Raw genomic sequence first — 22,143 nt, forward strand, 5'->3', positions numbered from 1 at the left:
ATATCTTAATTTATATATTGTAGAAAACCTAAAATAAAAGAGACCGTGAATAAAGAAAATAGGGTTTCAAAAGTTATGATTGATGCCATTAATTTAGTATCTCCACCTAACTGTCTTGCTAAAATAAATGAAGAAGAGGCGGTTGGCATTGCAGCAAATATTATCAATATAGTTAATAAAAATGAATCTAGTGCAAAAAAACTCCCTATAAAAAACATAGCAACAGGCATTACAACTAGTTTTAAAACAGATGAAACAACTAATTCAAGCTTTGCTTCTTTTATAGAACTTAAATCCAATGCAAACCCTATAGATAAAAGACCTAAAGGAAGAGCAGAGGCACTTAGAATTTCTAAAAATTTTACTGCAATAATTGGCATATAAAAGTCAAAATAATTTATACTCCCACCAATAAGACAAGCAACAATTAAAGGGTTTTTTACAATTGATTTAATCATTCCTATAAATGTAGCTTTAGTATCATTTACATATATTGCAAAAACAGTGATACAAATAACATTTATAATTGGAATTGCAAAAGTTATTAATAAGGCTGAAAGGGCTATCCCCTCATCTCCTAAAATAGCAGCTATAAGTCCTAAGAAAACATAAGTGTTAAATCGTATTGCACCTTGAACTACAGAGGTAAATGAAGCTCCAGAAGTATCCATTTTAAATTTAATGATTATACTTATAATAAGAATAAATACTATTCCTAATATACCAGTTATTACAAAATCAATAGCATTTAGATTATCTAAATTTGCCGTTGATAATTTAAAAATCAATAATGCTGGCATAAGTATAAAGTATGTTAATTTATCTGCATTTTTCCAAAATTCTGCTGATGGAAAATTGATTTTCTTAAATGAAAATCCAGTTAAAATCAATAAAAATATAGGGATTAGTGCTGTAAGTATATGTTCCATAGAACCTTCTGTTTATAAATTATTAATGATATTATATCTCATTTTTTTTGAAAGTAAAAATCTTCTTTAAATACTTAATAAACTTCCAAAGGTTTTAAACCTCTGAAAGCTTGTTAAGTTGAGAAATCATATTTATCGCGCTCTCTTCATTTAATGGTTTATCATAACTTGTTAAAATCTCTCTTGACAAAATATTAGCACCTAAATGTTGAAATTGGATTCTCATAGCTTGAAGAACTTTTGTTCCTCCCCCACCACTGTGAGTTGCTAATCCAACAACCTTTTCATTGAATGCATCTCTCCAATCTTTTGTAGCTCTTGAAGTCCATGACATAGCATTGTTTAGAACAGCTGGCATAACTCCATTATATTCAGGAGCTACTACAATAAAAGCTTTTAGTGATAATATTTTTGAAGCTAACTCTTGAGCCTCTTTTGGAATACCATTTTTTTCCTCTTCAATTGTATTATAAAGTGGCAAATTAAGACTTACTAAATCTATAAGTTCAGTCTCGACACCTTGCTCTTTTGCAAGTAATGCTAACTTTTGTCCAAGTTTTAAATTATTGTTTGAACTTGCAACTAAAATTCCTATTTTTGACATAACAATCCTTCATATTTATTCATTAAAATTCGCATTTTATAACTTTTAGTTTATGTAAATATTAAATTTATTCCATAACTACTAATTACAAGGAATAATTCTTGTATATATTTTTTTAAAAGGCTATTAAATGAAAAAAGGCACTAAACCTTTCAATCCTAACGATTTTTTTACTACACAAACAGTAAAAGATATAGTACCAAAATTTGAAGAGCTTTATACCTTAAATTTTAAAGAGATAAGTTTAAATGAAGAACTTACAAAAAGAAATTATGAAATCATCTCAAAAGAGTATAAAGATTTTATGTTTGCATCCTTAGCAGACTATTATGAGTTTGAGGTTGACGAGATAGTTTAAATTAATAAACCTCTTTCAACCTTTCCATTAAAGAATTTAAGATATTTTCATCAATAGAAACTCCAAATCTATTTGCAACTAAAGTATGAAGTTCAAAACACTTTCTTATATAATTTAGTTGCTCATCAAGAGTAAATCTTTCCCAGTTTTTATTTACTTTCTTTCCATTATGATATTTTAGTATTAATTGAAAGTTGTCTGGATGGTGTTCCCCTGCATCATCTTCATTTAATAAAGCCTTTGCATGGTCAAGTTCAAAATCTAGATTAAAAAATGTTTTAAAAGCTTTTTGGATATTTCTAAACTCATCTAAACGATATAGCTCTTTTAATACCATTTTATCTTCAGCTTTTTTTTCTATCTCTTTTCTGTTTAAAGGTTCTAAATCCTCTTCAATCTCTTGGGTAGTATTTTCGTCTAATTCCTCTTTTGATATATATTTAACTCTTCTTGGTCTCTCCATATCATTGATTTTAATATACCCATCAAATCCACCAGTAGAAACCCTAGAACCAATCCTTGCAGCAATCTCTCTTAAACCAGTAGTATCATTTTTTTGTTCATCTGCCTCTTTATTAGCTTTTTCTAAAAGACCAGGATATAACAAAGCAACCTTTTCTGCCCATTCTGAAACAGTTACATAATCCTCAAAAGTTTTTAAAGCTTCTAAATATTTTTCATAGGTTTTCATTAATTAACTCCATATATAAATATTATTATATATATTTTAATTAATATAATATCTTATATAAATTAATGTTTTCTTTATTAGTTGACTTGAAAATAATTAACTTTTCTTTTTAGTCTTATTTTTCAGTCTTTATTAGTGTTATTTTTAATTTCAATACATCATATGTCTTGGTTCAAGTAGTGCTTCAAATAGTTATTCTGTTATTCTTCAAAAATTTCAATACATCATATGTTTTGGTTCAAGATCATCAAAATCTTTACTACCCCAAATTGCATTAACATTTCAATACATCATATGTTTTGGTTCAAGTCTTTGTGTAGGTACTTTTTCTGTTAAGTGTAAAGGATTTCAATACATCATATGTTTTGGTTCAAGCATTTGGGTTTTCTAAAAGAATCTCACGAGCTCTATTTCAATACATCATATGTTTTGGTTCAAGCTACAGAGTGGATTGAAATAGGTGAAACACAAGGATTTCAATACATCATATGTTTTGGTTCAAGCATCTTCACTTAGTGGTTTTACATCTTCGGTTCTTATTTCAATACATCATATGTTTTGGTTCAAGCAATGCAAATAAAAGGATAGACTAATGAGTTTTTAATTTCAATACATCATATGTTTTGGTTCAAGAAATTCAAATAATTTTAAAAAATTGTATAGATAATATTTCAATACATCATATGTTTTGGTTCAAGATCAAGACTAAATACACCAAATACAACATACTATATTTCAATACATCATATGTTTTGGTTCAAGTTGATCCATACTAGAACCAGATATATTCTCACCTACATTATTTCAATACATCATATGTTTTGGTTCAAGATATTGATGGTGTTTCAAACCCTTTAGAGTTAAATAATTTCAATACATCATATGTTTTGGTTCAAGAAATACTAGCACATTGCGAAAAGATAGATAAAGAATTTCAATACATCATATGTTTTGGTTCAAGAACCATGCAAAACAATTTACCTGATTATAATAAATTATTTCAATACATCATATGTTTTGGTTCAAGAAAAATGAGACTCTATAATCGAAATGGAATGCTCATTTCAATACATCATATGTTTTGGTTCAAGTTCCATCAAATCTTGCAATTGCATTGTCTATTGATGACAAATTTCAATACATCATATGTTTTGGTTCAAGAAGAGCAAGGTGTAGATGCAGAACTTCCTATTTGATTTCAATACATCATATGTTTTGGTTCAAGTAAAACTGCACAAGCTAGTGATAGTTATTTATTAAAATTTCAATACATCATATGTTTTGGTTCAAGCCTCTATCAATAGAGTACATAGAAGAATAGATGCAAATTTCAATACATCATATGTTTTGGTTCAAGATTTAATTTATTTGGTGTTGCAGAGTGGATTCCTTTATTTCAATACATCATATGTTTTGGTTCAAGGCCTATGGATTGAGAGATTAGATGATATTAATATGTGATTTCAATACATCATATGTTTTGGTTCAAGAAAAGCTTTAAAAATTGTTGGTAAAGTTTTAGATAATTTCAATACATCATATGTTTTGGTTCAAGGCCTATGGATTGAGAGATTAGATGATATTAATATGTGATTTCAATACATCATATGTTTTGGTTCAAGTCTATATTTTCTTTTTTATTTTGAATGTTGATTTTATTTCAATACATCATATGTTTTGGTTCAAGGTGAAGAACTAATTGTAGAAGAAACTAAATCATCTTATTTCAATACATCATATGTTTTGGTTCAAGGAAACACCTTTAAACTTCTCACTAAACCATCTAAAATTTCAATACATCATATGTTTTGGTTCAAGTTAACGTCATTACTATTATCTAATTGTGCAGCAGTATTTCAATACATCATATGTTTTGGTTCAAGTTTTGGTTCATCCTAATGATAATAATTTATTTTCAATTTCAATACATCATATGTTTTGGTTCAAGATATTATATTTTATAGCTTATAAAACCCCTAATATAATTTCAATACATCATATGTTTTGGTTCAAGTACTTGACGGTTCAAGGTGTTCACAATTTTCATTTATTTCAATACATCATATGTTTTGGTTCAAGACACCACTTAAACAGTTGATTAATATTCAAAAATATATTTCAATACATCATATGTTTTGGTTCAAGATCTAGGTTATCAACATTTTTATTTTGTATATCTATTTCAATACATCATATGTTTTGGTTCAAGTAATTATGCAAAGAACAACATTAAAAGCCCCTTTATTTCAATACATCATATGTTTTGGTTCAAGTTTAATCTATTAAAAGTTGAATTAAATTTTTTAGCATTTCAATACATCATATGTTTTGGTTCAAGTAAAGCTTTTTAATGAAGTTGATTTCAATAGACAATTTCAATACATCATATGTTTTGGTTCAAGAATAAAGGTGAAGTTAGGTTTAAAGTTGTAAAACATTTCAATACATCATATGTTTTGGTTCAAGATAGGATTAGGACTGCCTTTTTTATTAGCTATTTAATTTCAATACATCATATGTTTTGGTTCAAGTCGTCGCGGATTGCGATTAATTAAATCTATGTTTAGATTTCAATACATCATATGTTTTGGTTCAAGCATAACTTTTTTGATAATCAAGATAAAGTTAAAATGATTTCAATACATCATATGTTTTGGTTCAAGTTTAGCAACTCAATTTTTTAGTAGAATTACCCTTATTTCAATACATCATATGTTTTGGTTCAAGCTTTGCTCATAGTCTCAAATTGTCGTGCAAGTTCATTTCAATACATCATATGTTTTGGTTCAAGGAATTGATTGTCTCTTCGCTTGAAAGTTCAGAATCATTTCAATACATCATATGTTTTGGTTCAAGAAATTAATACTTTCGACCATAATAATCCAGGCCATAATTTCAATACATCATATGTTTTGGTTCAAGAATGTCTGTAATTACTGATTTTTGAATAGTGCTTAAATTTCAATACATCATATGTTTTGGTTCAAGGTTGAACTTCCACTTTTTCGAGCTAAAATTTTAACATTTCAATACATCATATGTTTTGGTTCAAGAATTCTAATGATGATATAGGCTCTCTTAATATTGGATTTCAATACATCATATGTTTTGGTTCAAGCAACTCTAGGAACAATTTCAAAAACTGTACAAGCATTTCAATACATCATATGTTTTGGTTCAAGCAATACTAATATCTATACAAATACTTTTAAGTAAATTTCAATACATCATATGTTTTGGTTCAAGATTCTCATTAAATGATACTTTTAACGATACTTTTATATTTCAATACATCATATGTTTTGGTTCAAGCTTGAACATATCTTATTAAATATTACAGCTACAGAATTTCAATACATCATATGTTTTGGTTCAAGTCAAGTAGAAAATAAGATTATTGATATTAATAATAAATTTCAATACATCATATGTTTTGGTTCAAGTTAAGTATTCTCATTAAAATGATCCGTTATATGTAAAACTTCAATACATCATATGTTTTGGTTCAAGAGAAAACCAAAAGACCTGTATAAATCATATGATAAAATTTCAATACATCATATGTTTTGGTTCAAGTTATTAAAACAATCAGTTTTTAGAAGTTCTTATCATATTTCAATACATCATATGTTTTGGTTCAAGGTATTGCATTACTCATATTTAATCTAGCAGATTCGATTTCAATACATCATATGTTTTGGTTCAAGCTTAGTGAATTTTAAGTCAGTCACTCCCACTTTTTGATTTCAATACATCATATGTTTTGGTTCAAGTGTTCCTAAAGAAAATGTAAAACGTGCCAAATTTTATTTCAATACATCATATGTTTTGGTTCAAGGCAAGGGTATTTTAGAGATGAGTTATTAGATTACATTTCAATACATCATATGTTTTGGTTCAAGTTGAAAAAGCTCTCTGATTCTTTGGGCTGTTCTTGATTTCAATACATCATATGTTTTGGTTCAAGAAGCTTTTTCAAGTTTCAACTCTCTAATTTCCACTATTTCAATACATCATATGTTTTGGTTCAAGATAACTTGATATAAACTCATGTCAGGATAAACAGGATTTCAATACATCATATGTTTTGGTTCAAGTTTCTAATAAAATCATATTTATCTAAATATCTTTTATTTCAATACATCATATGTTTTGGTTCAAGAAAATTCTTTGGTCTTGAAAATCCATGTGATCTTGATTTCAATACATCATATGTTTTGGTTCAAGTCACCTTTAGCAGCACAAAGACTTGCAGATGTTTTATTTCAATACATCATATGTTTTGGTTCAAGTTACTGATTTAATCTCTTTTATTTTTTCTTGTTGATTTCAATACATCATATGTTTTGGTTCAAGCCAATGCAGCAGATGCATATATCCCTTTTGATAAGATTTCAATACATCATATGTTTTGGTTCAAGTCATTAATATTTAAAAAAACTACTGACTATCTATAATTTCAATACATCATATGTTTTGGTTCAAGAAAAACTTTAATCCACATAATAATCTCCAAAAAATATTTCAATACATCATATGTTTTGGTTCAAGCAAAGAGTTAATAGTCGATTTATTTGCAGGAGGTGGATTTCAATACATCATATGTTTTGGTTCAAGTTTATTTCCGTAATTATCTCCTTGATATGAAGTTATTTCAATACATCATATGTTTTGGTTCAAGTAATTAAGTCCATCAGCGTGTGAACCATTTATAAAATTTCAATACATCATATGTTTTGGTTCAAGACTAGTTACAGAAATAAAGCCAAAACATATTGAAGAAATTTCAATACATCATATGTTTTGGTTCAAGTTACAAGCATAGCTATTGAGTTAGACATATTTGTTATTTCAATACATCATATGTTTTGGTTCAAGCAAGCGTGAGCAATATATATAAATATTCTAATGTTATTTCAATACATCATATGTTTTGGTTCAAGGCTCTATGAAGTTATTGTTTTATTTTGATATCTGGATTTCAATACATCATATGTTTTGGTTCAAGTTTAATATATATGTAAGAGTTGATTTGGCAACTTTATTTCAATACATCATATGTTTTGGTTCAAGAAATTCTTTTCCAAATTTTTCCAATGTCCAACGCGAATTTCAATACATCATATGTTTTGGTTCAAGCTATAAATGATATAGCTATAGAGATTAAAAACACATTTCAATACATCATATGTTTTGGTTCAAGTAGTTGCACCTTTAAATTCAAATAATCAAATTTTATTTCAATACATCATATGTTTTGGTTCAAGTTAAGAGATATGTTAGGTATAACATTGCATGACTAATTTCAATACATCATATGTTTTGGTTCAAGACAAAAAGCTAAAGATATGTTTCGTTTTATTGCTACATTTCAATACATCATATGTTTTGGTTCAAGATACTTAGTTCTAAAAGTTTTATCAAAATAATATGCATTTCAATACATCATATGTTTTGGTTCAAGGAGGGTTTAAGATTAAAACCTTATAGATGTACAGCATTTCAATACATCATATGTTTTGGTTCAAGACATGAGCCTTTCTTATATCGCTGTGACTTTGACAATTTCAATACATCATATGTTTTGGTTCAAGTGTTTTAACTTGCAGAGTTGATATAAAAACAATAAGATTTCAATACATCATATGTTTTGGTTCAAGAGCTATAAATGATATAGCTATAGAGATTAAAAACACATTTCAATACATCATATGTTTTGGTTCAAGTAATATCCCATGCCTTCTTGGTATGTTTTGAAGTAATTTCAATACATCATATGTTTTGGTTCAAGAAATGTAGGTAATATTTCTAATGCAGTAAGTTCGATATTTCAATACATCATATGTTTTGGTTCAAGAGACTTATATAAGTTTTCATACTTTTTATCATTATAATTTCAATACATCATATGTTTTGGTTCAAGAAATTTCATTTGAATTTTTAATAAGAAAAAAAGAATTTCAATACATCATATGTTTTGGTTCAAGGCAATCAAAACTATTCTACTTTATCACATAAGATTATTTCAATACATCATATGTTTTGGTTCAAGCAAATACTAATTTGATATTTTCTTTTAATAATTTAGAATTTCAATACATCATATGTTTTGGTTCAAGCTAATAAAGTAAAAAGGCCAGCTCTTAGGTACCAATTTCAATACATCATATGTTTTGGTTCAAGTTAGATGATTTAGGCATTTCTAAAATACACTTTCCCTTTAATTGGTTCTTTAAAGAAGTTTTTCCAACCGATTATTTTAAAACAATAAGTTGTGAAAGAACTTTTTAAAAGTGCCTTATTATAGCTGTTTTTAGATGATATTGTTTTTAAGTAGCTTGGAAAAATTATATAAAGATGGATTCTGATTCTTTTTTATCATTTCCTATAACAACTTCTGCAAAGCTTCCTGAGTTTTGTACCTTTATGATGGAGATAAAATCCAAGTCTTTATCTATTACTTTTTTTAGTTTTGTTTCTAACATTATTTGATCAGAAGGAGTTATGTTTCCTCTGAAAATTGATTTTTGATGGTGTTTTAGGTATTGTTTACATATTTTAAAAACTTTCGCAACTCTATATTTACCTATATCGCTAAACTCATCTGCGATATCATAAAACAAAAATACATAGTTATAGTTTATATTTTGTTTTTTAGCCATATTACATCTTCTCTTTTAATAAAAATGGACTAAACTCTTTTTCTTCAACTATATATTTTATAAGTTTATATCCATCAAGTTTGATACAGTTTTTAAAACTTGTTTTTCTTTTTAGTTTTTTGTGCATAAAAGTTTCATTTATTCTTGTTTCAAAGGCATCTATAAATATCTTTTTGCCCTCTTCATTTAAAAGCGCATAATTTAAACTTTTGTCAAAGTGCTTTGCAACTTGAATTCTTTTTTTACCTACTAAATCAAAAATAGTTTTAAATACAATGATAGGTTTAAAAGCTTCACTTATATCAAGACTTAAAGAAAACCTTCCCTCTCTTGGAGAGTGCAAGAAACTTATAGTTTGATTTAGATGTGTTTCATATATACTTGATATTGTTTTTGTATAAAGCAAAGTATTTCCAAAACTCACAAGAGCATTTATAGGGTTATCTGGTGGTCTTTTTACCCTTTTATTCATGATAAAATCTTCTGGCAAAAAGTATTTAAAACTATCGTAAAACCTATTCCAAACTTGCCCTTCTACAAAGAGTATTTGCTCTATAGTTAACTCTTTATTTAAAAGCTTTTCAACATCATTTTTAAGCCAATCTAACACCTGCTTTAACTCTTTTTTTCCATGTCTAAAATAATGATATAAGCTTTCATGAATATTAAAAGCTATTGCCCTTACAATAGCCTTTGCTATGTGCAATCTTCGCTCAATAAAACATAAAGATTGTTTTATAGTCAAATTCCCACTTACAAGTTGCTCTTTAGGATAAAAGCTTCCACTATAATTTCCATGATAATTAAAAAGGTGAAGAGTAATACCAGCCTTTGAGATAAAATCCAAAAATTTAGTATTGAAACTCACTTCATTCATACAATATAGTTCCCTAGTATCTTGAATGGGAATATAAAAATTTCCTTTTTCATTCCTAAAAGCTATGGAGTTATCTTTGCGTTTAAGTTCACCCATTGAAAATATATATCTAGTATGATTCTTTGCCATTTTAATCCTTATATAAAACAATACTCATAATAAGCACACTTTTTACACTTGTTTTCAAATTTTGCTCTTGGTGGTACTGGTGCATTTATAAGAGTTTCTATCTCATCACATATTTTTAAAAGCTCTTTTTCATTTACCTCATCTAAGTCAATATAATGTATCTTTTTATCTTGCTTATTTTTTTCTATAAACTCTATTTTCCCTTTTCTTTCAACACCTTTTTGTTTTAGTTTATAAAGATAAAGTAAAACCTGCCATCGTACAGATTCTATATCACTATCACTTTTTTTAATCTCTACCAAATAATCACGGGTGAGTTTATCTATTTTGATATTGTCAATACTTATCTCAGCTTTTTTTGACTTTGATTCATTTATTTCATGTAAGATTTTACCAATTCGTACATCTTCGCTATTGTCTTCTAGGTTTATGCGGTTGGCATGAAGCCAGAGTTTTGTTTTACATATAAAAAAGTATGAGATTAAAGTGCCGTTTATTTTCATTTGTTTTCTAATAAGTCTTTTGCATTTTGATTTGTTACAACTCTTTTACCTGTTTTTTCTTCTATTGCTTTTCTTGTATCTCCTGCTATTGTTCCACCCTCTTTAGCTATTTTTTTACTTTCATCTAGTCCATCTGGCTTTTTTTCTTTTGAGATTTCTGTTGTGGTTGCTTCTGCAAGCATATTAAGAACTAGCTCAAGATTTGTCATATTGTCTCTTAGATTCTCTTTTTTGAGATTTTTGAGTTTTTTATACTCTTTTGTAGTATTCCCACTCCAAGCTTTTGAAATAATATCAGTAAGAAGAGCAAACTCCTTACCCTCTTCTACTCCTCTTTGTTTCCATTCATCAGTTAGCTCTTTTCTTACTTCAATACTTTTAAGTCTTTGGTTTATCCACTTTTCAGAATATCCAAGTTTCATATAATCTCTCAAAGCAGTATCAATAGACTTTTCAGGATCTTGTATAGCTTCTATTCTCTCATAGCCAATCTTTGCTAGCCACATTTTAAAAGGTTCAGCTTGAGGTGAGGGAATAGACTGGATAAGCCTTAAAAGTTGTTCTGTAGTAGCTACATCAGTAAGTCTCATCTTACCATCAGATGCTTTCATTTTCAACTGGTGACAATTTGTCACCGTTTCATTCCCTTCCTCTTTTAATCTCTGTTTTAGTTTATTCCAATATTTTCTAGGACTAGCACTTTGAGTTAATATTGTCACTACATCTACAATACTAAAATACCACAATTCACTATTTTCATCCCAATGACTTCTTATCTGTTTCGATTCAAAAAGTTGTATTTTGTCCATATTCTACCTTTTTACATAAATTCACAAGACTTATCATCATCTATTAATAATCCCTCTCTATAATTATATTTTAAGTCTAAAACTTTATAAAAAGATTCTTTTTGTGATATATAAAGATATTTTTTTCCATAATAATTTGGTAATGAAATAGTATATTCATGAAATTTTTTTGAATCTATATTATCATTTAAAAAATCATCTACTAATAAATAGTCTACTTTAGATTGCTCTATATGTCTTAAGTCATAATTATCTTCAGATTTTTTTATTCCATCTAATTCTTTTAGAACATCATCATATTTTTTATATCCTTGTTTAAATAGGCTATCTATCTCATTATTTATCTTTATATCATTTTTAAATACTTTATCATAAACTATATTTAGCCATTTTACATATTCCCCAAGTTCAAAATATCCATTTTCTATAGTATCAAAAGTTATTTGTATTAGATACTTTGACTTATAAGGGAACTCTTTTTCATATTTAAAAATATATATTACTCCCTTTTTAGTTTCATCTTTTTTACGATTTACTCTACCAAACCTTTGAATCAAAGAATCAATTGGAGCATTATCTGTAAACATTATGTCAAAATCAATATCTAATGATATTTCTACTATTTGAGTTGCAATTAAAATAAAAGGTTTATTACCATCTAACTTATCAAAAATATCCTTCTCTTTTTGATTTTTATCTCTTTTTTTAAATGTAGAATGATAAAGTATCAAATCATCTTCATCTATACCATAATCATCTCTAAGCTTTTTATATGTATCTGTTGCACTTTTTACACTATTTCTTATAATTAATATATTTTTATTTTCTTTGAACTTTTTAATTATTAAATCAAAGTTTTCATCAAGTTCTTCATCTATTTTTATAATTTCATTTGCTTTTTTCTTAAATAATTTTTTCTCAGTGATAATTGGATAGTTTTCAATACCTAATAATTCTTTTATCTTTTTAGGAATAGATGCACTCATCAAACAAACTTTTACATCAAATTCGTTGCAAAGTTCTAAAAACTTTTTTAAAAAACCCATTAGTTTAAAATCATAACAATGCACTTCATCTATAATCACAACTGAATTTAAATAGTTTTTTGTTGCAATATTAAATCTACCAATATTTATGAAAAACTTTAAAAGAGAATCAATAGTAGAAACAGTTACAGGCTTTGAAAAGTTTTTATTAAAAGTTATTTCACTTTTAAAGAAGTCATCTACTAAACCATGTTCTTTTTCATACTCCTTCTCAAGATATAACTTTGAAGATGAATGTATAAGTCCACATTCATTTTTATCAAAAAGAGAAGTCACTCTTTCATATAATTTATTTGAAGTTACTTGTGTAGGAAGAGTATATATAACCTTAGAGTTTTTATCATATAGATTTTTTATAGCCCACAACAAAGAACCTTCAGTTTTCCCTTCCCCTGTTGGTATTTCTACAAGTACACTCTTACCTAAAATTGATAAATCATCTTGAAAATCTCTTAATTTTTTAAAAGATGGATTATTTTTTAATAGTTGTTCTAAAAAAATTTCTTTTGTAGGCATTTCTTCAAAATATGTTTTTGGTAAACTTTTACTAAATCTAGCACTTGCTAACCAATCTGCTAGATTTAAAATACCACTACAGTAAGTATACAAAATTCTTAGTTTGTGATTTTGTTTTATGTATTTTAAATTTGACTTTATAATACCAACTTTAACTCCAATATCTTTTTCTATTATAAACTCAAAATTATATAGACATTTTTTATCTAAATATCTTTCATAAACGTTTTTATATTCATAAAATATGTTTTCTGCTTCTTTTAAAAAACTACATTCAATATTTAATTTAGGAACATTCAATAAAGAATGATGAGTCAAAGATAGAACTTGAAGAAAGTTTATAAAATAGCCACTATCTTCTTCAAAATCAAAATCCTCAATCAAATCTAAAACTAATATAGAATAAAAAGAATGATAGGAATTAGTTCCATTATTAATAGTATTTTGAAATTCAATAGTGGCTTTTCCAATATCGTGAAAATAACAGCTAAAAAAAATCAAATCCAAAATCTTTTCTTCTTCCCAACCACTTATTATAGAAACTTTTGTTAATGACTTATCATCTATTAACTTTAAAGCTTCATCTATAACCCATTTTGTATGCTCCCCTAAAGTTTGAGTTTTAATCTGTTCATCTTCTACAATTTTTTTTGCTAATATTTCCACTAGTAAAACACCACTTTATTATTAAGTTCAACATCCACAAAATTCTCTATATCTTTAGCAAACTCTATTTCACAATTTAAATACTCAACTTGGCTAAATTCAAAATCTTTATTTGATTCTTTTGGTATTCTTTTATTTTTTTTATCAAAAGCTATAAACTTTGTAGGAATTAAATTTATAGTTGGAAGCTCTATACTTTTTGATAAATCTTTCACATATGCCTTATAAGAAATATTTTTATCTAAAAAAATAGAATTTATTTTATTTGTACATTCTTCTTCCATTTCTAAAGTTTTAATATTTTTTATCTCTATCAACTCATCATCCATTCCTAAAGATGGAGTATTTTTAGGCAATCTTAGATTTTCTAAAATTTCATTATAAAGTTTTTCATCTTTTATTTTTAGATATATCGTGTATTTTGGAGAAAAAAGTTTATCTCTTCTAACTACACTTTTTCCCATATTTTTTTTCTCTAAAGTTTTATATGACCATAAATCTTTAGCTCTTCCTCTAATCTCATTTATTACAACTGATACTTCAAATACCTCTTTATCTAAAATCTCAAAAAACTCTTTTTGAGATTTTAATGAGATATTACAAAGCATTCCTATGATAGTAGTTTTTGGTGGAGCTAAAAAACTTTTATGATAAGTTCTAAAAAAAGGTATTCTATATGAATTCATAAGACCTTGTATCTCAAATCTTATAACTTTCATTATTTACTCTTTAATATATCTTTATACTCTTCTATTGCCTTTGCTACAGAAACTACATTTTCAAAGCTATTTTTTATCTCTTCTTCATTTTTGAATATCCCTTTTGATATGCCTATAGTTAGAGATTCTACATCTGTGTCTTCAATAGATTCTTTTATATTTTCAATATTTATATTACCTTCAATATCCACATCCAAGCTATTTAATAAAAATGGATTCCCAGTTTTTTGTTTAGCTATTACTATAAATTTTGGTGAAATATCTTCAAGGTTTCTTGATTGTTTTGCTCCACCATTAAAGTTTTTAATAGCATCTAAAAAGATATTTAATCTAGTATTTTTTTCTTCATTATCTAAAATTTTATTTACATCATAAGTATATTCATCTATTTCATTTCCTATATGAGAAGTATTTACCATAATATTCCCTCTCATAAAATTTAATGTATCTATCTCTATTTGTACAATATTTCCACTTTTTTCATTTTCCTTTTTTGGTTTTTGTTTTCTTGTAAGATAATCATATTCACCTTTATATGGAAGGATAGAGATTAGTGGAGTAACTTTTACAGGAGACCATCTTCTCCCACCATTTGGAAACATATAACCAAAAAGATCAAGATCAATAAATTTTTTATAAGCCAATTCTTTTACATCTTTTAAATTTTTATCAAGATCTATATATTTACCATTTTCATCTCTAAAAGTTGGATTACCATTTTCACTTACTTCTGTAATTCTTTGTCCTAGTTGAAGTAATGTTTCTTTAAAATATCTTCTTAAAGCTTGTCCCGAAACATAAGCATACTCTTCACCATTTGCACTTGTTATTTTTTTCATTTCAGTTATATTTCCACCTGTTCCTTCACTACCATTTAATGATGCCAAATTTACTTTTGTAATATATGCGATATTTAAAAACATTTTTTCTCCTTATTTATTTTGTTGTGATTTTGCATAATTTGTTGCTTTAAATTTATCTATTGCATAGATTGCAATATAATCTCTTATAATTTCCCAATCAGTTTCCAAAATATCAATTACCTCTTCTAAAGACTCATTAAACTCTTTTGAAAACCTTGCTTTTTCTTCATTTTTTAAACTTGCAAATTTTAAATCTTTAAAATACGATAATAATTGTTTATAATTTTTTACATTTCTTAGTTTGAAAAGTAAATCTTTATCCCCCAATTCTGCACAAAAATAACCAATTGACTCTCCTAAAACTTTTGACTTCTCATGTGTACTCATATTTTTCCCTTTCATTATATTTTTTAAATAAATTTTTTCAAACTCATATAAACCTTTACCAAAAGATTTTGATTCATTTTTTAGAATATTAAAACTTGTTGTATAATAATACTTTCTAAGAGATTTAAACTCTAAAAAAGCTTTACACCATTTTTGAAAATTTATATTTATCTCTTTTGAACTTTGTGATAATCCAAATGTCACTATCATATCTGCAAGGTAAATAAAAAGATTACTCTCTTTATCTTTTTGAATATTTGTTTTTGTTTTTTTTAGTTCCTCTAAAAATTGAATAAACTGATATGCTTTTGTATATTCATTTAAAGACTTTTTAAAAGTTCCATCTTCAACATAAATAACAAAAGAAATCTCTTGCAAAGCATTAAAAATCTTTTCTTTTAATTTTTTTATTCTTTTCCCTGCTTTTTCATATTCCTCTTCAATATGACAAATTTTTGAATATAAATACATAAAAAACTTTAACTCAAACTCAATATCACTTTTAGATATATAAAAATTTTTGAATTTTTTCCCAAATATTTCATCATCTTGTAATTGACTATAAAAGTTAATATTTGTATTTGTCGTTATTAAAGTATCATCCTCATCTCTAAAACTATTTTTTTCATCTTTTATTTTTAAATCTCTTTTAAAAATATTTAATGCTTCTATATTAGATGAGTTTGGATAGATAAAAAAAGCAAAGTTAAAATAATGTTGTATTTTTGTACCAAACCAGTAAATTAAAGCTTCCCATTTGTCTATATTATAATTTTTAGATATTTTTATCATATCATGAAAACTTTTTTGCCCATCTTCAAAATTATGAATAGAAGAGTTTAAAGCCAAAAAATCATCTTTTACTAAATATGAAGAAAACTTTTCAATATGTTTTTGTAAAGACGATAATACATAAATTTCCTGCTTTGATTTATCATAATAACACTTCTCTATCTTATACTCATCTTTAGTGTGATTTTCATTTTCTTGTATATATTTTTCTTCTTTTTTTAAAAGTTCTTCTTTTGATATAGATAAATAATCAATATGCACTCTAATCAAAGCATTTTTAGAATCATTACTTCCACCATTTTTTATATTTACTTTTGGGGCTTGAGTGAACTCATTTGTATTTGTATCAAAAAATATTCTTGTATTTTTTTTATTAAAAGTAACTATTTCTTTTTCTTCTAAGAATTTATTTAAAATCTCAAAAAAGATTTTTTCATCTTTGTATTTAAGTTCTAAAAAACTTTTTTCTAATTTAATATCAATATCAAAAGCATACTCTTGTAAGAACTGGTATAAATTTACTAAACCGTTATTAAAAAATACATCTTTTACCGTAAACTTTTTAGAAACAATTTTATCTTTTTGTGTAACATTAAATAAATTTTCTTGAACTACTTCCATAAACAAAACCCTCCACCATAACTTTGCTTCTCACCAAGTCCACAAGCTAAAGCTACAAACGATAACTTCTGACTTACTTCATCTTCATTTGGTGCTATTTTAAACTTATTTCCAAAGAGTCTTACTCTTATGCTTTTATTATCATTTATCTTTTTCATAAAATATATTGATTGTGGTTTTTGATTTTTGATTTCTAGTAGTTGGATAAAGTTTTGTGTTGGTTCTAGTTTTTCATTGTAAAAGTTTTCGTATTTTTTTAGAAGATTTTTTTGAAGTTGTTCTTGCAGTTTTAAGATATCTCCATCTTTATCTACTGTCCAAAATATTGATTTGTTGTTTTCATCTTTTACTGTAGTGATTGTTGGGGTTATTGTATATAGTTCACTTACAAAAAATTGTTTTACTACTTTTTTTGTTGCTTGTAGTACTTGAAAAAAACTGTTGTTTACATTTTCTCTTAATAGTTTTTGTAATTTATAAATAAATTCTTCATCTAGTGCGCGTATCACAAACTCATAAGTGTTTCCTTTTTTATATACCTTGTCTTTTTCTATTGGATAGAAATTCCCAAAACAATAGTTTTTGAAGTCTTTTTCTTCATGTAGCTTTTTCAATACTTCATCTTTTGTAAAACAATAGTTTATATAGCTAGATAAAGCATCAAAGCTATCATTTAGAGGAATCTCTTTTTTTATATATGCGATGCATTTTAGTTCAAAATATTTCAATATTAATCCTTTAAGAAGACTATGTCATTAAATTTAAATATCAAATAATATCCAAAAATAAATTATATTATTTATTTTTAGTTAAGTATAAATAAGCTTTTTCTTTTCATTCTACCTTAGCAAGTTTAGAATGCACAGGTATATTTATCGCATTTATATTTGGTTCTTCGTTATTATGGAAATCAAATTTTAGTTTTACATCTGGTCCAAAGATAAGACAATGGGTTGATCCTCCAAAATGAAACATACCTAACTCTTCACCTTTTTTGATTTTTTGTCCTTTTTTTACTGTAATTTCGCATGATGATACTTCTGCCATTCCTATTGCTATAAAACACATTAAACCAATTTTTGGATTATCTGCCTCAATAAAGATTACAGCTCTTGTGGCAACAGCACTTAAAAAAGGTTGTGAATCGTTTGGTGCGCTTGGGTCTGCTTGTTCTGGGTTTATAAAACCTTGATATCTGTTTTCTAAATAATAGGTTCCATTTACTATAAAAGCTTTTTTTATCTTTCCACTTACAGGAGAGTTCCATCTATGGTAACTTAAAGCGCTTAAAAAGGCTTGATAGACTGTCCCACCTTTAAATTTTTTTGCTAAAGGATCAAAATTCATCATATTTTCTAAAGAATAGGGTTGACCTTTTAACCAAAATTTTGCATCCTCTTGTACATTTTCTACCACTTGTAAAGGAGCAGATTCGCAAGCATTTACTATGATATCATCACCTTTAGCTATTGGTCTTACTCCTTTTTTAAATTTTCTTGTAAAAAAATCATCCCAAGATTTAAAACCATAATATTTGTCATTTGGATTGCACTCAAAAATATCTTCAAATTTTTGTTTTAAGCAAAATTTTTGATCTTTTACATTTACTGCTTCGCAAGCTACTTTTAGCATCTCTTTTTTTGCAGGTTCGCTTAACCAAGCCAATACTTTAGGAGTTCTTTTAGGAAAACTTTCTATTAATACTTTCCTTGAGTCTTTACTTACTAAATATTCACTCCAATAAGCCAATATTTTTTTAAGTTGTTGATTTACCAAAACATTTGAAAAAAACTCATACCCAAAACTTGTTGCCATAGGCCAATCAAGTAGAGCATTTATAGGAAAACCAATAAGACCACAAGGTTCTTCATCATCACTTTTATCAGGACACTCTGTAAACTGGGGAGCTTGTGTCATAATACCATTTAAAAGAGATAAAAATTCATCAAAGTTTTTAACCTCAGGCGTTCCTAATGGAGTTTTTTCTCTCATAATCACTGCTTCAGTAAACATAGAAGTGGCAAGACCATTTAAAACAGCATCACTTTCTACCATCTGTTTAAAATCTTGTATAGGTTTTATTAAAGGAGCATTTTGTTTTTTTACCTCTTTTTTTAAATCCCTAATCCAAGCATCAATCTGACCAATACTATTAGGAAGCCAACTTCCAGCTCTTACTTTTTTTAAATGACTCATAACTATTCCTTTATAAAGATTGTTTAATTACACCTCTTTTTAATAAACAATCTAATTATAAAGTATTTATGTCACAAGCACTGTCAAAAGGAAAGATTTTGGATTTTTTATTGCTAAATCACGAACTGAATCACTTCTCCACCAACTCATACATAGCCTTAATCTCCTCAGGCCAAATAGTCTCATCAATAGTTTCTAAAACCATTGGGATATCATCCATTCTACTATCATTCATAATAAATTTAAAAGCATCCCAACCTATCTCACCTTCACCTAAGCTGTGATGTCTGTCTACTCTACTTCCTAAAGGTGGTTTTGAGTCATTGATGTGCATCCCTTTTAAAAATTCTCTTCCAACAATTTTGTCAAAGTCACCCCAAGTTTTATCATAAGCTTCCCTTGTTCTTATATCGTACCCAGCTGTAAACATATGACAGGTATCTATACATACTCCAACTCTACTTTTATCTTCAACTTTATCTATGATGTAAGCTAAATGCTCAAATTTGTATCCAAGGTTTGTTCCTTGACCTGCTGTATTTTCGATAACTGCTGTAATACCACTTGTTTTATCTAGTGCTATATTAATTGATTCTGCTATAACTTCTAGACATTGTAACTCTGCACTATAAATTAAATCATCATAATCTTCTGCTCTTTTAGAAAACTTTTGTAGATGACTTCCTGGGTGAAAGTTAAGTCTATCAAGTCCAAGGATTTCACATCTTTGCATCTCATCGATAAAAGCATTTCTACTTTTAATAAGTTTTTCCTCTTCGGGGTGCCCTAAATTAATAAGATAAGAATCATGGGGTAAGATATGTTTTGGCTGAATACCACTCTCTTCTAAGTTTTTAAACCAAAGGTCTAAAGTTTTATTATCAAAGGGCTTAGCATCCCATCTTTTTTGGTTTTTTGTAAAAAGAGCAAAGGCTTTTGCTCCTAACTCTTTGGCGTTTAAGGGAGCGTTGAAAACTCCACCTGTTGCACTTACATGTGCTCCAACATATTTCATTATTAAATATCCTCTTTTTTTGTTATATTTTACTAAAAAAGTCTGTAGATAATTTTAAGAGTTGTTTTTACATAGTGTTATTAATCTACACATATAAAAAAAAGATTAGATTATTTTACAAATTTGTAAAGAGTTATTTTTCAATGGTACAAAATATGTAAATATCTATATCAATATAGATATGCAAGGACTTTTTATGGATAAAGTAGTAATTATAGGTGGTGGATATGCAGGTATTTATGCTCTAAGAGAACTAGTAAAATCAAAAAATATAAAAATAACACTTATTGACAAACACACTTTTCACAACTTACAACCCGAGGTTTATGATTTAATTGCAAATAAATCAAATATAGCAGATGTAACTGTAGATTTAACTACACTTTGTGCAGGATTAAACCATCCTTATTTGGAATATAAAAACTTAAAAGTTAGACAAATAGACCACAATACAAAAAAGATTTTCACAGAAGAAAAAGAGATAGTTGAATTTGATTATCTAGTAATGGCTGCGGGAACAAGAACATTTTTCCCAACTGCAATCTCAGGATTAAACAATGCTGATGATATAAAAAAACTTCACAGAGCAATGTTTTTTAAACAAAGTTTTGAAAATGAATTATTTAAAAAGATTAGAGATGAAGCAAAACAGTGTGCTGATACGCATATTGTAGTTGTAGGAGCTGGTTTATCTGGGGTTGAAATAGCAGCAGAGATGGCATATAACTCTAGAAAATTTTTCAAAAGGGGTAAATTTTCTTGTGATAATATGAAAATCTCTATAATAAGTAGTTCAGATACTATCTTGCCAGGATTAACTCCTGAACTTATTAGAATTTCCCATGATAGATTAAAAGAGCTTGGAATAAATGTTATTACAAATACAAAACTTCAAAAATGTGTGGATAAATATGCCTTCTTATCTAATGGTACAAAAATCCATTACTCTTTTTTGATTTTTACAGGTGGAGTTGAAGCTTCTAAAATCACAGATGAATTAGATGTAGCTAAAAACAAAAAAGGTCAAATAATAGTAAATGAATATATGCAAACTGATAAATATGAAAATATTTTTGCTATTGGAGATATGGCTGAGATTAAAAACAGTGCAGGAGAGATAATGCCTCCAAATGTTACAATTGCTAGAATCAGTGGTACAAATGCAGGAAAAAATATTTTAAATATTATAAACAAAAAGAAACTAATAAAATGCCAACCAAAATTAGATGGTATCTTAATTGCTTTAGGTGGACAATATGCCGCAGGAAATATCTTTAATCTTTTCCATGTAAAAGGAAGATTAGCCTATGAGATTAAAAAATATGTATTTACTTCTTATAGAGCTCCACTTTTAAAACTTATAAAAACAGGCTATTCAAAACTAAGAAAAATCTAGTCCCTTAGGATTTTGATTAAGATATTATTTTTTTTATCTCTGAAGATAGTATTTTTTTCATTTTTCTCAAAAAGTTCTTTTATAAAAGTTTCTTTATAGTTTTCATTTAAAAACTCTTTATTGAAACTTTTAAAACTCTGACAATTGTAAGAGTCTTTACAAACTTTGTCTTTATATATTTTTAATTCTAAAATTGTTGTTCCTGCACTTAAAACTTCAACTTGGGTATAGTTATTGTATATAGAGATAAACCCTTTATCATAAAATTTTAGTTTTGGTGTTTTTATCAATATTGTTGCGCTAGAAACCACCGTAGGTTGGTTAAAAGAACAAGAAGTAAAAATCAATATAATGGTTACAAAAA

Annotated in this window: 17 protein-coding genes and 1 CRISPR repeat array; of the genes, 2 read left to right on the forward strand and 15 right to left on the reverse strand. The window is 27.0% G+C overall.

All coding sequences use genetic code 11. The annotated features are described in order from the left end of the window. Positions 1 to 5: 5 nt before the first annotated feature. Together ACKU4C_RS13825 and ACKU4C_RS13830 are read right to left on the reverse strand one after the other, a co-directional pair. Positions 6 to 929 carry an AEC family transporter gene (locus ACKU4C_RS13825; RefSeq protein WP_321312961.1) on the reverse strand — a complete coding sequence of 308 codons (924 nt, stop codon included), beginning with the start codon at positions 927 to 929 and terminating at the stop codon, positions 6 to 8. 94 nt (positions 930 to 1,023) lie between these two features. Further along, on the reverse strand, positions 1,024 to 1,533 hold the full coding sequence (locus ACKU4C_RS13830) for an NAD(P)H-dependent oxidoreductase (protein WP_321312963.1): 510 nt from the start codon (positions 1,531 to 1,533) through the stop codon (positions 1,024 to 1,026). 130 nt (positions 1,534 to 1,663) lie between these two features. On the opposite strand from ACKU4C_RS13830, the gene ACKU4C_RS13835 reads away from it, so the two are divergent. Then, positions 1,664 to 1,891: a hypothetical protein gene (locus ACKU4C_RS13835; protein ID WP_321312965.1), complete on the forward strand. Its 228-nt coding sequence runs from the start codon at positions 1,664 to 1,666 to the stop codon at positions 1,889 to 1,891. Position 1,892: 1 nt separating this feature from the next. On the opposite strand, the gene ACKU4C_RS13840 is transcribed toward ACKU4C_RS13835, so the two are convergent. The 12 genes from ACKU4C_RS13840 to nfo all read right to left on the reverse strand — a co-directional run bounded on the left by ACKU4C_RS13840 (position 1,893) and on the right by nfo (position 20,383). Continuing rightward, complete coding sequence (locus tag ACKU4C_RS13840) at positions 1,893 to 2,582, reverse strand: HNH endonuclease (protein ID WP_321312967.1); 690 nt, start codon at positions 2,580 to 2,582, stop codon at positions 1,893 to 1,895. A 147-nt stretch (positions 2,583 to 2,729) separates the two neighbouring features. After that, positions 2,730 to 8,765: direct repeats of the CRISPR family, unit length 30 nt; unit sequence ATTTCAATACATCATATGTTTTGGTTCAAG. A 164-nt stretch (positions 8,766 to 8,929) separates the two neighbouring features. Then, positions 8,930 to 9,244 (reverse strand): CRISPR-associated endonuclease Cas2, encoded by a 315-nt coding sequence (gene cas2 / locus ACKU4C_RS13845; protein ID WP_321312968.1) that lies wholly within the window; start codon positions 9,242 to 9,244, stop codon positions 8,930 to 8,932. Position 9,245: 1 nt separating this feature from the next. Then, the gene (gene cas1b, locus ACKU4C_RS13850) at positions 9,246 to 10,250 is read right to left on the reverse strand and encodes a type I-B CRISPR-associated endonuclease Cas1b (protein ID WP_321312970.1); all 1,005 of its coding nucleotides are present in this window, start codon (positions 10,248 to 10,250) and stop codon (positions 9,246 to 9,248) included. An 8-nt stretch (positions 10,251 to 10,258) separates the two neighbouring features. After that, positions 10,259 to 10,753 (reverse strand): CRISPR-associated protein Cas4, encoded by a 495-nt coding sequence (locus ACKU4C_RS13855; protein WP_321312972.1) that lies wholly within the window; start codon positions 10,751 to 10,753, stop codon positions 10,259 to 10,261. Next, complete coding sequence (locus ACKU4C_RS13860) at positions 10,750 to 11,562, reverse strand: Bro-N domain-containing protein (RefSeq protein WP_321312973.1); 813 nt, start codon at positions 11,560 to 11,562, stop codon at positions 10,750 to 10,752. Before ACKU4C_RS13860 ends, ACKU4C_RS13855 begins: the two co-directional genes overlap by 4 nt. An 11-nt stretch (positions 11,563 to 11,573) precedes the next feature. Then, positions 11,574 to 13,790, reverse strand: a complete 2,217-nt coding sequence (cas3, locus tag ACKU4C_RS13865; RefSeq protein ID WP_321312975.1) for a CRISPR-associated helicase Cas3' — start codon at positions 13,788 to 13,790, stop codon at positions 11,574 to 11,576. Then, on the reverse strand, positions 13,790 to 14,509 hold the full coding sequence (cas5, locus tag ACKU4C_RS13870; RefSeq protein WP_321312977.1) for a CRISPR-associated protein Cas5: 720 nt from the start codon (positions 14,507 to 14,509) through the stop codon (positions 13,790 to 13,792). Before cas5 ends, cas3 begins: the two co-directional genes overlap by 1 nt. After that, complete coding sequence (gene cas7i, locus ACKU4C_RS13875) at positions 14,509 to 15,432, reverse strand: type I-B CRISPR-associated protein Cas7/Cst2/DevR (RefSeq protein ID WP_321312979.1); 924 nt, start codon at positions 15,430 to 15,432, stop codon at positions 14,509 to 14,511. Before cas7i ends, cas5 begins: the two co-directional genes overlap by 1 nt. Before the next feature lie 9 nt (positions 15,433 to 15,441). After that, positions 15,442 to 17,172, reverse strand: coding sequence for a hypothetical protein (locus tag ACKU4C_RS13880; protein ID WP_321312981.1), 1,731 nt, complete (start codon positions 17,170 to 17,172; stop codon positions 15,442 to 15,444). Further along, entirely contained in the window at positions 17,163 to 17,900 is a 738-nt protein-coding gene (gene cas6, locus ACKU4C_RS13885; RefSeq protein ID WP_321312983.1) for a CRISPR-associated endoribonuclease Cas6, read from the reverse strand. Before cas6 ends, ACKU4C_RS13880 begins: the two co-directional genes overlap by 10 nt. Positions 17,901 to 18,006: 106 nt before the next feature. Continuing rightward, the gene (locus ACKU4C_RS13890; protein ID WP_321312984.1) at positions 18,007 to 19,368 is read right to left on the reverse strand and encodes a phosphatidylserine decarboxylase family protein; all 1,362 of its coding nucleotides are present in this window, start codon (positions 19,366 to 19,368) and stop codon (positions 18,007 to 18,009) included. Between the two features lie 130 nt (positions 19,369 to 19,498). Further along, a complete protein-coding gene (gene nfo / locus ACKU4C_RS13895; RefSeq protein WP_321312986.1) occupies positions 19,499 to 20,383 on the reverse strand; it encodes a deoxyribonuclease IV in 885 nt (294 codons plus the stop codon). A gap of 196 nt (positions 20,384 to 20,579) precedes the next feature. On the opposite strand from nfo, the gene ACKU4C_RS13900 reads away from it, so the two are divergent. Further along, a complete protein-coding gene (locus ACKU4C_RS13900) occupies positions 20,580 to 21,779 on the forward strand; it encodes an FAD-dependent oxidoreductase (protein ID WP_321312988.1) in 1,200 nt (399 codons plus the stop codon). Here ACKU4C_RS13900 and ACKU4C_RS13905 read toward each other — a convergent pair. Further along, positions 21,776 to 22,069 carry a hypothetical protein gene (locus tag ACKU4C_RS13905; protein ID WP_321312991.1) on the reverse strand — a complete coding sequence of 98 codons (294 nt, stop codon included), beginning with the start codon at positions 22,067 to 22,069 and terminating at the stop codon, positions 21,776 to 21,778. The two genes, ACKU4C_RS13900 and ACKU4C_RS13905, sit on opposite strands and share 4 nt — an antisense overlap. Positions 22,070 to 22,143: the final 74 nt, after the last annotated feature.

This window comes from Halarcobacter sp. (assembly GCF_963676935.1).
Taxonomy (GTDB): Bacteria; Campylobacterota; Campylobacteria; order Campylobacterales; family Arcobacteraceae; genus Halarcobacter.

Coding starts and splice junctions, on each gene's coding strand:
- ACKU4C_RS13880 (WP_321312981.1), bottom strand. CDS start 17,172: ATGGAAGTAGTTCAAGAAAATTTATTTAATGTTACACAAAAAGATAAA.
- ACKU4C_RS13860 (WP_321312973.1), bottom strand. CDS start 11,562: ATGGACAAAATACAACTTTTTGAATCGAAACAGATAAGAAGTCATTGG.
- ACKU4C_RS13835 (WP_321312965.1), top strand. CDS start 1,664: ATGAAAAAAGGCACTAAACCTTTCAATCCTAACGATTTTTTTACTACA.
- ACKU4C_RS13855 (WP_321312972.1), bottom strand. CDS start 10,753: ATGAAAATAAACGGCACTTTAATCTCATACTTTTTTATATGTAAAACA.
- ACKU4C_RS13825 (WP_321312961.1), bottom strand. CDS start 929: ATGGAACATATACTTACAGCACTAATCCCTATATTTTTATTGATTTTA.
- ACKU4C_RS13900 (WP_321312988.1), top strand. CDS start 20,580: ATGGATAAAGTAGTAATTATAGGTGGTGGATATGCAGGTATTTATGCT.
- ACKU4C_RS13840 (WP_321312967.1), bottom strand. CDS start 2,582: ATGAAAACCTATGAAAAATATTTAGAAGCTTTAAAAACTTTTGAGGAT.
- cas2 (WP_321312968.1), bottom strand. CDS start 9,244: ATGGCTAAAAAACAAAATATAAACTATAACTATGTATTTTTGTTTTAT.
- ACKU4C_RS13830 (WP_321312963.1), bottom strand. CDS start 1,533: ATGTCAAAAATAGGAATTTTAGTTGCAAGTTCAAACAATAATTTAAAA.
- cas7i (WP_321312979.1), bottom strand. CDS start 15,432: ATGTTTTTAAATATCGCATATATTACAAAAGTAAATTTGGCATCATTA.
- nfo (WP_321312986.1), bottom strand. CDS start 20,383: ATGAAATATGTTGGAGCACATGTAAGTGCAACAGGTGGAGTTTTCAAC.
- ACKU4C_RS13890 (WP_321312984.1), bottom strand. CDS start 19,368: ATGAGTCATTTAAAAAAAGTAAGAGCTGGAAGTTGGCTTCCTAATAGT.
- cas5 (WP_321312977.1), bottom strand. CDS start 14,509: ATGAAAGTTATAAGATTTGAGATACAAGGTCTTATGAATTCATATAGA.
- cas1b (WP_321312970.1), bottom strand. CDS start 10,250: ATGGCAAAGAATCATACTAGATATATATTTTCAATGGGTGAACTTAAA.